Annotated in this window: 12 protein-coding genes; 7 read left to right on the top strand and 5 right to left on the bottom strand. The window is 64.8% G+C overall.

Translation table 11 applies throughout. From position 1 onward, the window contains the following. Positions 1–59: 59 nt before the first annotated feature. The 5 genes from ASC81_RS17085 (at position 60) to ASC81_RS17065 (ending at position 6,670) form a co-directional block, all read left to right on the top strand. The gene (locus ASC81_RS17085) at positions 60–809 is read left to right on the top strand and encodes an electron transfer flavoprotein subunit beta/FixA family protein (protein ID WP_056269472.1); all 750 of its coding nucleotides are present in this window, start codon (positions 60–62) and stop codon (positions 807–809) included. Continuing rightward, entirely contained in the window at positions 809–1,741 is a 933-nt protein-coding gene (locus ASC81_RS17080) for an electron transfer flavoprotein subunit alpha/FixB family protein (protein ID WP_056269468.1), read from the top strand. Before ASC81_RS17085 ends, ASC81_RS17080 begins: the two co-directional genes overlap by 1 nt. Positions 1,742–1,819: 78 nt before the next feature. Beyond that, positions 1,820–3,607, top strand: a complete 1,788-nt coding sequence (locus ASC81_RS17075; protein ID WP_056269465.1) for an acyl-CoA dehydrogenase — start codon at positions 1,820–1,822, stop codon at positions 3,605–3,607. Between the two features lie 11 nt (positions 3,608–3,618). Next, entirely contained in the window at positions 3,619–4,572 is a 954-nt protein-coding gene (locus ASC81_RS17070) for a nitronate monooxygenase family protein (RefSeq protein WP_056269464.1), read from the top strand. Positions 4,573–4,948: 376 nt separating this feature from the next. Further along, entirely contained in the window at positions 4,949–6,670 is a 1,722-nt protein-coding gene (locus ASC81_RS17065) for a beta-1,3-glucanase family protein (RefSeq protein WP_056269462.1), read from the top strand. Positions 6,671–6,691: 21 nt separating this feature from the next. Here ASC81_RS17065 and ASC81_RS17060 read toward each other — a convergent pair whose 3' ends face one another. Genes ASC81_RS17060 through ASC81_RS17045 form a run of 4 tightly spaced genes read right to left on the bottom strand, consistent with a single transcriptional unit; the run spans position 6,692 to position 10,869 of the window. Beyond that, positions 6,692–7,342: a trimeric intracellular cation channel family protein gene (locus ASC81_RS17060; protein WP_056269460.1), complete on the bottom strand. Its 651-nt coding sequence runs from the start codon at positions 7,340–7,342 to the stop codon at positions 6,692–6,694. Between the two features lie 19 nt (positions 7,343–7,361). Further along, positions 7,362–8,924, bottom strand: a complete 1,563-nt coding sequence (locus tag ASC81_RS17055) for an ABC transporter substrate-binding protein (protein ID WP_056269458.1) — start codon at positions 8,922–8,924, stop codon at positions 7,362–7,364. Then, complete coding sequence (locus ASC81_RS17050; protein ID WP_056269455.1) at positions 8,921–10,489, bottom strand: ABC transporter substrate-binding protein; 1,569 nt, start codon at positions 10,487–10,489, stop codon at positions 8,921–8,923. Before ASC81_RS17050 ends, ASC81_RS17055 begins: the two co-directional genes overlap by 4 nt. Before the next feature lie 59 nt (positions 10,490–10,548). Further along, positions 10,549–10,869 carry a hypothetical protein gene (locus tag ASC81_RS17045; RefSeq protein ID WP_235533688.1) on the bottom strand — a complete coding sequence of 107 codons (321 nt, stop codon included), beginning with the start codon at positions 10,867–10,869 and terminating at the stop codon, positions 10,549–10,551. A gap of 38 nt (positions 10,870–10,907) precedes the next feature. Here ASC81_RS17045 and ASC81_RS17040 point away from each other — a divergent pair, with 38 nt between their 5' ends. Further along, the gene (locus ASC81_RS17040; RefSeq protein ID WP_056269453.1) at positions 10,908–11,507 is read left to right on the top strand and encodes a 3'-5' exonuclease; all 600 of its coding nucleotides are present in this window, start codon (positions 10,908–10,910) and stop codon (positions 11,505–11,507) included. 8 nt (positions 11,508–11,515) lie between these two features. Here ASC81_RS17040 and ASC81_RS17035 read toward each other — a convergent pair whose 3' ends face one another. Continuing rightward, positions 11,516–12,358 (bottom strand): isopenicillin N synthase family oxygenase, encoded by an 843-nt coding sequence (locus tag ASC81_RS17035; protein ID WP_056269451.1) that lies wholly within the window; start codon positions 12,356–12,358, stop codon positions 11,516–11,518. Between the two features lie 298 nt (positions 12,359–12,656). On the opposite strand from ASC81_RS17035, the gene ASC81_RS17030 reads away from it, so the two are divergent. Beyond that, a complete protein-coding gene (locus ASC81_RS17030; RefSeq protein WP_056269449.1) occupies positions 12,657–15,512 on the top strand; it encodes a 2-oxoglutarate dehydrogenase E1 component in 2,856 nt (951 codons plus the stop codon). The last annotated feature ends 21 nt before the right edge of the window (positions 15,513–15,533 follow it).

Below are 15,533 nucleotides of genomic sequence, written 5' to 3'. Positions count from 1 at the left end.
CGCTGGGAGCACCCTTAGAATCTGGTTAACGTTTACGTCAATTCGAGCTGGAGTTTCCGATGAAGGTTTTGGTTCCTGTCAAACGCGTCGTTGACTACAACGTCAAGGTGCGCGTCAAGAGCGATGGCACGGGCGTTGACATCGCCAACGTGAAGATGTCCATGAACCCTTTCGACGAGATCGCCGTCGAAGAGGCCGTGCGCTTGAAGGAGAAAGGCGTGGTGACCGAGGTCATCGCCGTGTCTTGCGGCGTCACGCAGTGCCAGGAAACGCTTCGCACCGCGATGGCCATTGGCGCGGACCGCGCCATCCTGGTCGAAACCACCGAAGAGCTGCAGCCGTTGGCCGTCGCCAAGCTGCTGAAGGCGCTGGTGGACAAAGAGCAGCCGCAGCTGGTCATCCTCGGCAAGCAGGCCATCGATGACGATTGCAACCAGACAGGCCAGATGCTGGCCGCGCTCACCGGCATGCCGCAGGGCACATTCGCCTCCAAGGTTGAGATGGCCGGCGATAAGCTGAATGTCACCCGCGAAGTGGACGGTGGCCTGGAGACGGTGTCCTTGAGCCTGCCGGCTGTCGTGACGACCGACCTGCGCCTGAATGAGCCGCGCTACGTCACCTTGCCCAACATCATGAAGGCCAAGAAGAAGCAGCTCGACATCGTCAAGCCGGCTGACCTGGGCGTGGATGTCGCGCCTCGCATCAAGACGCTCAAGGTCAGCGAGCCGCCCAAGCGCGGTGCGGGCGTCAAGGTGCCCGATGTGGCCACCCTGGTGAACAAACTGAAGACTGAAGCGAAGGTGATCTGATGACTGCCCTGGTTATTGCTGAACACGACAACGCCTCGATCAAGGGCGCAACCCTCAACACCGTCAGCGCCGCCGTCGCGCTGGGCGGTGATGTGCATGTGCTGGTCGCTGGCCAGAACGCCGGAGCCGCTGCGGCAGCTGCTGCGCAAATCGCCGGCGTTGCCAAGGTCCTGCAGGCCGACTCGGCCGCGCTGGCCGAAGGCCTTGCCGAGAACGTCGCCGCGCAGGTCGTGGCCCTGGCCTCTGGCTACAGCCACATCCTCTTCCCGGCGACTGCTGCGGGCAAGAACGTTGCGCCGCGCGTCGCGGCGCTGCTGGATGTGGCCCAGCTGAGCGACGTGACCAAGGTGATCAGCGCCGACACCTTCGAGCGTCCCATCTATGCAGGCAACGCCATTGCGACGGTGCAGAGCAGCGATGCGACCAAGGTACTGACCGTGCGCACCACGGGCTTCGATCCTGCTGCTGCCACGGGTGGCTCCGCCGCCGTGGAAACCGTGGCGGCGTCTGCCGACAGCGGCAAGAGCAGCTTCGTCGGCCGTGAGGTGACCAAGAGCGACCGTCCCGAACTGACCGCTGCCAAGATCATCGTGTCCGGTGGCCGTGCGCTGGGCAGCAGCGACAAGTTCATGGAAGTCCTGACACCGCTGGCCGACAAGCTCGGCGCCGCCCTCGGTGCTTCGCGCGCAGCTGTCGACGCTGGCTACGCGCCCAACGACTGGCAGGTGGGCCAGACCGGCAAGATCGTCGCGCCGCAGCTCTACATTGCCGCCGGCATCTCGGGTGCCATCCAGCACCTGGCCGGCATGAAGGACTCCAAGGTCATCGTCGCGATCAACAAGGACGCGGAAGCGCCGATCTTCTCGGTGGCCGATTACGGCCTGGAAGCCGACTTGTTCACGGCCGTGCCGGAACTCGTCGCCGCGCTGTAAACCGCCGCACGCTGACCACACCGGGCGCCCCGACCTTCGTCGTCGCGGCGCCCTTTTTGTTTCTGCAAGGAGGAACAAATGAGTTACCAAGCTCCCCTCAAGGACATGCTCTTCAACATCCAGCACCTCGCGGCGTTGGAGTCGCTAACGGGGCAAGTCCCTGCATTTGCCGACTTTGGCCTGGACACCGCGGCCGCCGTGCTGGAGGAATGCGCCAAGCTGACGGAAGACGTCATCGCGCCGCTGAACTTTGAGGGTGACAAGAACCCGTCGTCGTGGAAAGACGGCGTCGTCACGACAACGCCTGGCTTCAAGCAAGCATTCCGTGCCTACGCCGAAGGCGGCTGGCAAGGCTTGCAGCACCCCACGGCCTTCGGCGGGCAGGGCGCACCCAAGACCATTGCCGCGGCGTGCAACGAGATGCTGCAGGCGGCCAACATGAGTTTCGCGCTCTGCCCGCTGCTGACCGACGGCGCAGTCGAGGCGCTGCTGACGGCAGGCACCGAGGAGCAGCGCGCCGTCTACATCCCCAAGCTGCTGGACGGCTCGTGGACCGGCACGATGAACCTCACCGAACCGCAGGCCGGCTCCGACCTCGCCCTGGTGCGCACGCGTGCCGAGCCGCAGGGTGACGGCACCCACAAGATCTTTGGCACCAAGATCTTCATCACCTATGGCGAGCACGACATGGCCGAGAACATCGTCCACCTCGTGCTGGCCCGCGTTGTGGGCGCACCCGAGGGCGTGAAGGGCATCAGCCTGTTCCTGGTGCCCAAGTTCCTTGTCAACGCGGATGGCAGCCTTGGCGCTCGCAATGACGCTCACTGCGTGTCCATTGAACACAAGATGGGCATCAAGGCCAGTCCGACAGCGGTGTTGCAGTTCGGCGACCACGGCGGTGCAATCGGCACGCTGATCGGCCAGGAAAATCGCGGCCTCGAGTACATGTTCATCATGATGAACGCGGCCCGCTACGGCGTGGGCTTGCAGGGCATCGCGGTGGCGGACCGCGCCTATCAGAAGGCGGTGGCTTACGCGAAAGACCGCGTGCAGTCGCGTCCGGTTGATGGTTCTGTGGCGGGCAGCGCAGCCATCATTCATCACCCCGACGTGCGTCGCATGCTGATGACGATGCGCGCGCTGACCGAAGGCTGCCGCGCGATGGCGAGCACAGCGGCAGCGGCTTTCGACGCGGCCCATCACCATCCCGACGCAGACGCGCGCAAGCAGAACCAGGCCTTCTACGACTTCATGGTGCCGCTGGTGAAGGGCTACAGCACGGAGATGAGCCTGGAGGTCACATCACTCGGCGTGCAAGTACATGGCGGCATGGGCTTCATCGAGGAGACCGGCGCGGCGCAGTACTACCGGGACGCCAAGATCCTGACGATCTATGAAGGCACGACGGCCATCCAGGCCAACGACCTGGTCGGCCGCAAGACGGCGCGTGACGGCGGCCAACTGGCGCGTGGCATTGCCGGCCAGATCGAGGTGACGGAACGTGAGCTGGCCAAGCGCGACAGCGTGGCGGCGCGCGCCGTGCTGAAGTCGCTGCGCACTTCGCGCGAGGACTTCCTCACCGTCGTCGACTACATCGCAGGCTCAGCGAAGAGCAATCCAAACGCGGCCTATGCCGGCTCGGTGCCTTACCTGATGTTGGCCGGCAACCTGGTGGCTGGCTGGCAGTTGGCGCGTGCGCTGATGGCCGCGGAAGACGCCTTGGCGACTGACAAGGAATTCATGGCCGCCAAGATCACGACCGCGCGCTTCTACGCCGAGCACATCCTGCCACGCACGGGGTCGCTGCGTGCGGCCATCGTCGACGGCGCGGACAGCGTCACCGCCCTCAGCCTCGAAGCTTTCTGACGGAGTTCAATTTGGCCCTGCCTTCCATCCTGAAGAACCTGCCGCTGCCCGTCATCGGCTCGCCGCTCTTCATCATCAGCAATCCCAAGCTCGTCATTGAGCAGTGCAAGGCGGGCATCGTCGGCTCGATGCCGGCGTTGAACGCGCGGCCCGCCGAACTGCTCGACGAATGGCTGGCTGAAATCACGGAGACGCTGGCGGCCTACAACCGCAACAACCCGGACAAGCCGGCCGCGCCCTTTGCCATCAACCAGATCGTGCACAAGAGCAATGAGCGCCTCGAGCACGACATGCAGGTCTGCGCCAAGTACAAGGTGCCCATCGTCATCACGTCGCTGGGGGCGCGCGAGGACGTGAACGCCTCGGTTCATGCCTGGGGCGGCATCGTGTTGCACGACATCATCAACAACAAGTTTGCGCGCAAGGCCATCGAGAAGGGCGCTGACGGCCTGATCGCCGTCGCGGCAGGTGCTGGCGGCCACGCAGGCGTCAAGAGCCCGTTTGCGCTGATCCAGGAGATCCGCGAGTGGTTCGATGGCCCGGTGGCGCTGTCCGGCTCGATGGCGACCGGCGACGCCGTCCTGGCGGCACAGGCGATGGGTGCCGACCTGGCCTACATCGGCTCCGCCTTCATCGCCACCGACGAAGCGCGGGCGAGCGACGAGTACAAGCAGATGATCGTCGCCAGCAACAGCGACGACATCGTCTACAGCAACCTCTTCACCGGCGTCCACGGCAACTACCTGCGCGGCTCTATCGTGGCGGCCGGCATGGACCCGGACAAGCTGCCGGAGAGCGACCCGAGCGCCATGAACTTTGGCGGCGGCGCGGCAAAGGCCTGGAAGGAAATATGGGGCAGCGGGCAGGGCATTGGTGCAGTGCGCGAGGTGCTACCCGCCGCTCAATTGATCGCCCGTCTCAAACGTGAGTACGCGGCAGCTCGGGCCCGACTCTCGCTCACTTGATCGGTTAGCGAGCAGCGCTAAACGGCCGCCCGCAAGGCGGCCGTTTCCTTTTGTGAGTTTCCTGTCCCAGAAGCGGGCGACTCATGAAAACGTCTCGCACGGGTTATCCATGAAACCGCTTTCTTGCTGGCCCCGGGACGATTCATCAAATGCTGAAAGCGCTTTCAATTGCTTTTGGCTGCTACCTGACCCTCGCAGCGGCTGCCTGCCGGGGGAGCGCAGTAGGTTTTCGCAGTCGAGCCGCCCGCCAGGGATGGGCCATTCCGCCCTTCCAGCGTTGGGACCCGAACGACCCGCCGATCCTCACGACGAGCGGGCAAAGGAGACAAAGGTGAATCTTGTTTTGCGTTGCTTGCGCCTGTTGGGCGCTTGTTGGTTGCTGGCTCTTGGCCTGCTCGGCACCACACCGGCGCTGGCCCAGGACTACACACACGGCGTGGAAGTCAGCGGCAGCACAGCCACCCTCTGGTTTAAATCCAATGTGTCGACCACGTGGGTCGACGTCCACTACACCGTCAACAACGGCCCGCAGCAAAACGTCCGTATGACTGCGGCCAACGGTCGCCATGAGCAGAAGATCACCGTCGTCAGCGGCAACGTCATTGGCTACTGGTTCACCTACAACAACGGCACGGCGGCCTACGACACGCCGCGGTTCAGCCACACCGTTGGCAGCAGCACGGCGACTGGGCCGGTCTGCTTCTATGCGGACGTGAACTACACCGGCGCCAGCTTCTGCGGCAATGTGGATTCAAGCTGGATCGGCGCTGCCTGGAACGACCGCGTGTCCTCCGTGCGCGTGCAGGCCGGTTACCAGGCAACGCTGTACAACGACATCAGCTATGGCGGCGGCTCGCTGGTGCTGACGGCGAACGAACCGAACCTCGTCAATCGCGGCTTCAACGACCTGACCTCGTCCTACCGTGTCGGCACCAACACCGGCTCTGGCACCTGGAACGGCCGCACGACGTTCAACATCGTCAACCAGACAAACGGCCGCTGGGCCGACGACCAGGTCTACTGGGCCATCATTGGCCGCGACTGGGCCACGGGCCGCTTCGTGCGCGTGGACGCCTCGGGCAATCTCATCCCCATGTCCACCGCGGACAACGGCGCGCTGAGCAAGGGTGGCGTCACCTACAGCAACTACTTCCATCGCCTCAGCAGCACGCGCTCGGTCACCATCCCGGCGCTGGACTCGGCGCGCATCATGCTGTCCGTCGGCTCGCCGATGTACATCCGCGTCGTCGTCGACGGCAATGGCAACGTCGGCTACGCCGGCGCCAACATCGAGAACCCTAGCGACCCCAACATCGACGTCTACTTCGACTTCGGTGAGATGGCCATCCTGCCGCAGGGCCATGCCAACCAGGGCATCTTCATCAACACCACCCGCGTGGACCACTTCGGCTTCCCGCTGAAGCTGCGCGTGCAAGGTCTGGGTGGATTCGACCAAACGGTGGGTGAAGCGTTGAACGAGACGCGCGACCAGCTCTTCAGCCGCTTCCAGGCCGAAACGCCTGCGCAGTTCCGCTCGCTGGCCCAGGCGCCCCATGCGCCCTACCGCATCATTGCGCCGGCCCATGCGACGTTCAAGCCCGGCCAGGCCAACGCCAACTATTTGCAGCCCTACATCGACGCAGTCTGGGCCCGCTACCGCAACGAAGACCTCGTCTTCACGCTGCAGAACCTCGGCACCTTCCGTGGCCGCATCAGCGGTGACCGCTTCGTCTTCACCGGCGGCTCACCGGCCGGCACCTTCTACATCAATGGCAAGCCCGACACCGCCATGGTGCTGCTTGGCGCCGGCCTGCTGGCAGACGCGAGCGGCAACCCGACCAACACTGGCACCCAGCTGCAGATCCAGGCGCAGCTCTGCGCGGCGCTGAATCGCCGCGTCGTCGAGCAACCGGCCAACTGGTACGTGCAGACGGCGCACCACCCGGCAGGCTTGGCCAGCAACTGGTACTCCAAGTTCTGGCACGACCACAGCATCAACAAGAAGGCCTATGGCTTTGCGTACGACGACGTGGGTGACTTCAGCCCATCCATCCATACGTCGGCGCCGACGACGGTGACGTACACCATCGGCTGGTAAGCGCCCAGCTCGGCCGGCGCATCAACGCTTGCTGTTGATGCGCCAGGCCGGCAGGGTCCATCCCGTCCACAGTGCCAGGCCGCGCAGCAGCATTGCGGTCGCGGCCGCTGCAGTTATGGCGGCCCATTGCGGCGCCTGCAGGTGCGCGGCGGCGACCAGCACCCAGCCGCCGGCAAAGCTGCACAACGCATAGGGCCGGTGGTCGTGGAAGGCGGCCGGGATCTCGTTGCAGACGATGTCACGCAGCACGCCGCCGAAGGTGGCTGTGATCACGCCCATCAGCACCGCGACGATCGGCGGCTGGCCCATGTCAAGCGCGAGCTGGGCGCCGTTGGCCGTGAAAAGCCCGAGCCCCAACGCGTCGGGCCATTGGATGGCCTTTTCGGTCAGTGCCAGATGGCGCCCGCGCATGAAAAGCATGGCGGCAAAACACAGGGCCATCAGCGCCCACAGCCAATCTGCGTGCTCAGCCCAGAAGAAGGGTCGCCGGTCCAGCAGCACATCGCGCAGCGTGCCGCCGCCAAAGGCCGACAGGCCGGCCACCACGCACAGTCCGACGACATCGAGCTGCTTGCGCGCCCCGGCCAGCAGGCCGGAAAGCGCGAAGGCGAGGGTGGCGGCAATCTCGACGACGGATTGCAGCGTCGAGAAGTTCAGGGCGGGAGGGTTCACTCCCGCATCATTTCACCGTTCACTTCACGGTTGCCCAACGCGCCTGCGGTGCATCGTTGGCCGAGTGCGGAATGGTCACGCCGGCCTTCATCGCCCACGGCCGCACCTGGTGGTGGATGGGGATGAAGAGGAACTCGTCGCGGGTGCGCTTGAGCGCCTCCTGCATCTGCGCCAGGCGCTTGGTCGCGTCCGTCTCGACCTTCATCTGCTGCACGAGGGCGTCCACCTTTGCGTCACTGACGCGTGAGTAGTTGCCCTTGCCGTCGGCGCCCGAGGTCTTGGTGTGCACGATGTCTTGCAGGGTGTACTGCGCGTCAAACGTGGTCACGCCCCAGCCGTACATGTAGAGCGGCAGGTCGAAGCGCTGCAGCGCGACCGAATGCTGGGTCATCGGCTGCGTCTGCAGCTTGGCCTTCACGCCGATCCGCGCCCACATCGACACCACCGCCTGGCAGATCTCCTCGTCGTTGACGTAGCGGTCGTTCGGGCAGGCCAGAGGCACCTCGAAGCCTTCGGCGTAGCCCGCCTCGGTCATCAACTGCTTGGCGCGCGCGACGTCGGGCTTGGCCACCACGTCGAGGTCGGCGGACCAGCCATAGGCCACCGGCGCCACCATGACGGCCGCGGGGATGGACAGGCCGCGCATCAGGCTGCGCTTGATCGCTTCGCGGTCGATGGCCAGCGACAGCGCTTCGCGAACGCGCTTGTCCTTGAACGGGTTCTTGCCCTTCACGCTGGCGCCCTTGATCTCGTCGCTGCCGATGTCAAGCGCGAAGAAGATGGTGCGGTTCTCCGGCCCTTCGATAACCTTCAGCCGCGGGTCGGCTTTGAGCTTGGCGACGTCCTGGGGTGGCAAGTCGGTCAGCAGGTCGAGGGCACCAGACAGCAGCGCGGCCACGCGTGTCGCGTCCGACTTGATGGGCAGGTAGGTCACCTCGCTGACATTGCCCGTGGGCTTGTCCCACCAGTCCTTGTTGGCCACCATCGTGACCTTCTGATCGGGCGTCCAACTCGTGATCTTGAACGGCCCAGTACCCATCGCATTGCGCGAGGCATAGGTGTCTTCCTTGGCCTTGAAGTCCTGCGGGTTCTCGGAGCGGTTCTTCATCGCCCAGGCCTTGCTGATGATGCGCACATAGGTCAGGTTGCGCGTCAGCACAGGGTTGGGGCCGTCGAGAACGAAGTCCACCGTGTGGCTGTCGACCTTCTTCACTTCCTTGATGCCGGAGGCGTAGATGATCATGTTGCTGGCCGGGTGCTTGATGCGCTGCAGACTGAAGAGCACGTCGTCTGCCGTGAAGGGCGAGCCGTCATGGAACTTGACACCCTTGCGCAACTCGAAGCGCACCAGCGACGGCGTCACCATCGTCCACTTCGTGGCCAACGCCGGCTCGACTTCGAACTTCTCGGTGTAGCGGGTCAAGCCCTCGTAGGCATAGCCCTGAATGGTCGTCGTCGCGGAGTGGTTCTGCGAATGCGGGTCGAGGGTCTGGATGTCGTTCTGCGCGGCCCAGCGCAGCGGGTTCGCAGTGACGATGCCGGCGGCCAGCAACAGGGCGGCGAAGGTGGTGAGTGTCTTCATTTGATGGTGGTGTAGCGGGCTTCGAAGTAATCGTTGGAGCGGTGCATTGTGTCCACACCGGGCTTCATCGCCCAGGGGCGGATCTGGTGGTGGACCGGAATGAACAGCGCCTCGTCGCGGATGCGCAGCAGCGCCTCCCGGATCAGCGCATTGCGCTTGGGCACATCGGGCTCGAACTTGATCTTCTGGATCAGTCCGTCCAGTGTCGCGTCGCTGACCTTGCCGAAGTTGAAGTTGCCATCGGCTCCTTGGGTGCGCGTGTGGCCCCAGGCCTGCATGCCGTAGAGGGCGTCATAGGTCGATACGCCCCAGCCCAGCATGAAGAAGGGCGATTCGCCGCGCTGGAAGGTCTGGCTGTGTGTCGAGAACGGCGCCGAGATCAGGCGCAGCTTGACGCCGATCTTGGCCCACATCGAGACCGCAGCCTGGCAGACCTGCTCGTCGTTGACATAGCGGTTGTTGGGGCAATGCAGCGGCAGCTCGAAGCCCTGTGGGTAGCCGGCCTCGGCCAGCAGCTTGCGCGCCTTCTCCGGGTCGGGCTTGGGCGGGGCGTCCAGTGCGGCGTCGTAGCCGTTGACGCCCGGCGGAATCATCAGCGCGCCCGGCACCGACAGGCCGCGCATGATGCTGCGCTTGATCGCCTCGCGGTCCAGCGCCAGGTTCATGGCCTCGCGTACACGCTTGTCCTTGAACGGGTTCTTGCCCTTCACGCTGGACTCGCGCAACTCCTCGCTCCCCTGGTCCATGACGAAGAAGATGGTGCGGATCTCCGCGCCCTCCAGCAGCTTGACCTTGCCCTGCTCCTTGAGCCTGAAGAAGTCCTGCGGTGGCAGGTCGGTGACGATGTCCACGTCGCCCGACAGCAGGGCTGCCACGCGTGTGGGCGGCGACTTGATCGGCAGGTATGTCAGCTCGGTGACATTGCTCGGGTTCTTTTCCCACCAGTCCTTGTTGGCGACCATCTTGACGGCCTGGTCGGGCTGCCAGCTCACCAGCTTGTAGGGGCCGGTGCCGTTGGCGTTGCGCGCCGCGAAGTTCTCTTCCTTGGCCTTGTAGTCCTGCGTGTTGGTGGCATTGTTCTTGGTCGACCACGCCTTGCTCATAATGGGCCAGCTGATGATGTTCTGCAGCAGCATCGGCGTCGGCGCTTCAAGGATCAGCTCGACCGTGTGGTCGTCGATCTTCTTGACCTCCTTGATGCCCGACACATAGGTCTGCTTGGTGCCCTGCGGCTGCGTGATGCGACCGAAGCTGAAGACGACATCGTCCGCCGTGAAAGGCGAGCCATCGTGGAACTTGACGCCCTTGCGAAGTTCAAAGCGCACCTGGGTCGGCGAGACATAGGTCCACTGCGTTGCCAACGACGGCTCGGGCCGGTAGTTCTTGCCCAGACGTGTCAGGCCCTCGTAAATGTGGGTGCCGATGGCGTTGGAGGTGTTGTGATCCTGCGAGTGCGGGTCCAGCGTCAGGATGTCGTTCTGGGCGGCCCAGCGCAGCGGGGCGGCAGTTGCCGCGCCCAGCGTCAGCGCGGCGAGCAGGGGAAGGATTCGGAGAGCGGATTTCATGCGGCTTCCTTAACGACTGCAGAAGCCAAAAATAGTAGACGCGACTGCCGGCTGCCCGGCTAGGGCTTGCCCGCTACTTCTAGGGAGCAGTCGCAGCCCGCGCCCGCGGCGATCCAGCGCCGCACCAGCCAGCCGCCGAAACTGCCGAGGACGCCGCTCGACTGCGCCGTCAGCGCGCCGCACACATAGCGGTCGCGGTCCCAGCGCAGGGCCACGCAGGGACCTTTGAGGCGGCGACTCAACACGGCGCCGAGCGGGCAGGGTTCGGCCAGGCAGCAGACGCCGCAGCCGTTGCAGGTGTCCCCAACCGCCGGCTTGGGCGGCGCCTCGGGGTGGATCTCGATGACTCGTGTCGGCTGGCCCATGCGTGCCGCGATCATGCCTGCGCCGACTTGCCCACCCCGTGCATACTTGAACGATGGACAGGCCCACGAGCGAACAAATTGCGGTACTGCCGCCCTATCGTGCGTTGACACCCGACCGCATCCATGTGCTTTGCGACGCGGCGCAGTGCGAGTTCGCAGAAGGCGAGCTTCGTCGGGCCGGGCATGTCGGCTTTGATACCGAGAGCAAGCCCATGTTCGTCGCTGGCGGAGAGCAGACGGGACCGCACATCGTGCAGTTCGCTACCGCAGAGCACGCCTTCATCGTCCATACGGAGAAGCCGGAAACGCTGGCCTTCCTGCGCGCCATGCTGGAGTCGGCCGCCGTTGCCAAGGTGGGCTTCGGGTTGGCTTCCGACCAAAAGCCGCTGCACAGGAAGCTGGGCTCTCAGTTCCTCGGCGGTATCGACGTTTCCCACATGGTTCGGCGCCTGGGCTTCAAGCAGGCCGTCGGCCTTCGGGCCGCGGTTGCCATCGTCCTGGGTCAGCGCCTGCCCAAGTCCAAAAAGATCACCACGTCCAATTGGGCCAGCCGCAACCTCAGCCCGCAGCAGTTGCAGTACGCCGCCAACGACGCGCACGCTTCACTGCTGGTGTATCGGGCTCTTGCGGCCATGCCCCCGGCCGCGGTCTAGCAGGCGCCTCAGGCCTTCACCCCGAGTTCGCGCAGGCGCTCGTCCAGATAGCTGTTGGCCGTGTAGCGGTCGCTGAGGACCACGTCGTCGCGCGGGTGCAGAAACAGCGGGAGCGACACACGGCTCTTCTTCGCGCCTTCGCCGGTCGGGTTGACGACGCGGTGCTGGGTTGACGGGTAGTAGCCTTCCGACGCCTCCTGCAGCATGTCGCCGATGTTGATGGTCAGCGTGCCGAAGTCGCAGGGCACGTCGTGCCAGGCGCCGTCGGTGCCCAGCACCTGCAGGCCGGGCTCGTTGGCGGCCGGCAGGATGGTCAGCAGGTTGATGTCGCCATGCGCCGCCGCGCGGATGGAGCCGGCCGGCTCCTCGCCTGTCAACGGCGGGTAGCGCAGCACGCGCAGCAAAGTCTTGGTGCTCCCCTTGATCATGTTGGACAGCGGCTCGCGGTACTTGGCGGCGATTTCAGGTGGCGTGTAGCGCTCGACCCAGCCCAGAAGTTCCTCAGCCAGCGCGTTGGCCTCGCGGTAGTAGGTGAGGGCGTCTGCCTTCAACTGCTCCGGGATGCGGCCCCACGGGTAGACATGGAAGTACTCCTTGATGTCCTTCTGCTTGGAGCCCTTGGCGGTCTCCGAGATGGCGGTCGAGAAGTAGCCGTCCTGCGTCTCCTTGGAGAACGCGAAGTCGTCCTTGGCGTCGCTGTTGAAGAAAGCCAGCCAGTCGGCATAGATCTTCTCGACCAGGCCCTGGCGGATCGGGTGGTTGGTCAGCACACCGAAGCCGGTCTCGTGCAGGGAGCGGGTGAACTTCTCGGCGGCGTCGGGTGCGCGGTAGTCAACGACCTGGACTTGCATCGGGGATCTCCTGAATGTCCCTTGCGAACAGCCATTCAATCTCGGGGCTGGCGCGACTGACAAGTTTACGGGCCAGTCAACTTTGCCGCATGTCGGTTCGTGAACTTTGTCGCGCCTCCGACACCGGCTCGGGCAAACCCGGGGTGCTAGAGTCCGGCCCTGATACTTTTATTCCTTCCCGTCCCTTTTGCTGGCAGCAGCGAAGGTGGGTCGCAATCCGCCAATCGGTCGAGCCGTGTCGCGGAAGGTTCTTCAACCAGCCAACTCCCTGGAAACCGGGGCATGAGGTGAGCGAAAGATGATGCAGCAATACAGGTCCAACTCCTACCTGTTCGGCGGTAACGCGCCGTATGTGGAGGAGATGTACGAGGCCTACCTCGACAACCCGGGCTCCGTCCCCGACAACTGGCGCGCCTATTTCGACGCGCTGCAGCATGTCCCGGCGGTTGACGGCAGCGAGGCCCGCGACGTGGCCCATGCGCCGGTCGTCGAATCTTTCGCCCAGCGCGCCAAGGCCAACGCCTTCGCCAACAAGGCCTCCAGCGCCGATCTGGCCGTCGCCCGCAAGCAGGTGCACGTGCAGTCGCTGATCGCGGCCTATCGATTTCTCGGCAACCGCTGGGCGGAGCTGGACCCGCTCAAGCGCGCCGAGCGTCCCAAGATTCCCGAACTCGACCCCGCGTTCTACGACCTGACCGAGTCCGACATGGACATCTCGTTCAGCGCCGTGAACAGCTACTTCGGTGGCGAGACGATGACGCTGCGCCAGATCGTGCAGGCCCTGCGCGAGACCTATTGCGGCTCCATCGGCTCCGAGTTCATGCACGGCTCCGACCCCGGCGAAAAGCGCTGGTGGCAGGAGCGCCTGGAGAAGGCACGCGGCAAGCCCAACTTCACGGCCGACGAGAAGAAGCACATCCTCGACCGCCTGACCGCGGCCGAAGGCCTGGAGCGCTACCTGCACACCCGCTACGTCGGCCAGAAGCGTTTCTCGCTCGAAGGTGGCGAGAGCTTCATCGCCGCCATGGACGAACTGATCCAGCGCGGCGGCGAGCGCGGCGTGCAGGAGATCGTCATCGGCATGGCCCACCGTGGTCGCCTGAACGTGCTGGTCAACACGCTGGGCAAGATGCCCGCCGACCTGTTCGCCGAGTTCGAGCACAAGGCCGCCGAGGACCTGCCCGCTGGCGACGTGAAGTACCACCAGGGCTTCAGCTCTGACGTGTCGACGCCTGGCGGCCCGGTGCACCTGAGCCTCGCGTTCAACCCGTCCCACCTCGAGATCGTCAACCCGGTCGTCGAAGGCAGCGTGCGCGCCCGCCAGGACCGCCGTGGCGACACTGTCGGCGCTCAGGTGCTGCCCGTGTTGGTGCACGGTGACGCAGCCTTTGGTGGCCAGGGTGTCGTGCAGGAAACGCTGGCGATGGCGCAGACGCGTGGCTACCGCACCGGCGGCACGGTGCACATCGTCATCAACAACCAGATCGGCTTCACCACCAGCGACCCGCGCGACCTGCGTTCGACCTGGTACTGCTCCGACGTCGTCAAGATGATCGAGGCACCGGTGCTGCACGTGAACGGCGACGACCCCGAGGCCGTCGTCTGGGCCACCCAGCTCTGCATGGACTACCGCGCCGAGTTCAAGAAGGACGTGGTGCTGGACATCGTCTGCTTCCGCAAGCTGGGCCACAACGAGCAGGACACCCCGGCGCTGACCCAGCCGCTGATGTACAAAAAGATTGCTGCCCACCCCGGCACGCGCAAGGTTTACGGCGACAAGCTGGTCGCGCAGAACGTGCTGCCGGCCGAAGGCCCGGACGACATGGTCAAGGCCTACCGCGCCGCGATGGACGAAGGTCGCCACACGGTCGACCCGGTCCTGACCAACTTCAAGAGCAAGTTCGCCACCGACTGGTCGCCTTTCCTCGGCAAGAAGTGGACCGACAGCTGCGACACCGCCATCCCGGTGGCCGAATGGAAGCGACTGGCCGAGAAGCTGACGACGCTGCCCAAGGACTTCGCGCCGCACAACCTCGTCGCCAAGCTCTACGCGGACCGCGCCACGATGGGCCGCGGCGAGATCAACATCGACTGGGGCATGGGCGAGTCCATGGCCTTCGCGTCGCTGGTGGCCTCGGGCTACCCGGTGCGCCTGTCCGGCGAGGACAGCGGCCGTGGCACGTTCACCCACCGCCACGCCGTCCTGCATGACCAGAATCGCGCCAACTGGGACGCCGGCACCTACATCCCGCTGCAGAACGTGGCTGACGGCCAGGCACCGTTCACCGTCATCGACTCCATCCTGTCGGAAGAAGCGGTGCTGGGCTTTGAGTACGGCTACGCCGCCGCCGAGCCCAACACGCTGACCATCTGGGAAGCGCAGTTCGGCGACTTCGTCAACGGCGCGCAGGTCGTCATCGACCAGTTCATTGCCTCCGGCGAAGTGAAGTGGGGCCGCTCCAACGGCCTGACGATGATGCTGCCGCACGGCTACGAGGGCCAGGGGCCCGAGCACAGCTCGGCGCGCCTGGAGCGCTTCATGCAGCTGGCCGCGGACAACAACATGCAGATCGTGCAGCCGACCAATGCCGCGCAGATCTTCCATGTGCTGCGCCGCCAGATGCTGCGCATGTTCCGCAAGCCGCTGATCATCATGACGCCCAAGAGCCTGCTGCGCGCCAAGGACGCGACGTCGCCGCTGGCCGACTTCACCAAGGGCGAATTCAAGACCGTCATCGGCGAGCAGGATGCGGCGCTGAACGCAGAGAAGGTCAAGCGCGTCATCGTCTGCTCGGGCAAGGTCTATTACGACCTGGTCAAGGCGCGTGCGGAGAAGAAGTCCGCCGACGTGGCCGTTATCCGCGTCGAGCAGCTCTACCCCTTCCCGCACAAGGCCTTCGCGGCCGAGCTCAAGAAGTACCCGAACGCCACCGACATCGTCTGGTGCCAGGACGAGCCGCAGAACCAGGGCGCCTGGTTCTTCGTGCAGCACTATGTGCACGAGAACATGACGGAAGGCCAGAAGCTGGGCTACGCCGGTCGCCCGGCCAGCGCGAGCCCGGCCTGCGGCTACGCCCACCTGCATCAGGAGCAGCAGAAGGCGCTGCTAGATCAGGCGTTCGCCAAGCTCAAGGGCTTCATCCTTACCAAATAAGACCGAGTTGCGCGGCGCCAT

It is taken from the genome of Pelomonas sp. Root405, assembly GCF_001425165.1.
Lineage (GTDB): Bacteria > Pseudomonadota > Gammaproteobacteria > Burkholderiales > Burkholderiaceae_C > Pelomonas.
This window is presented reverse-complemented; position numbering and strand designations above follow the sequence as displayed.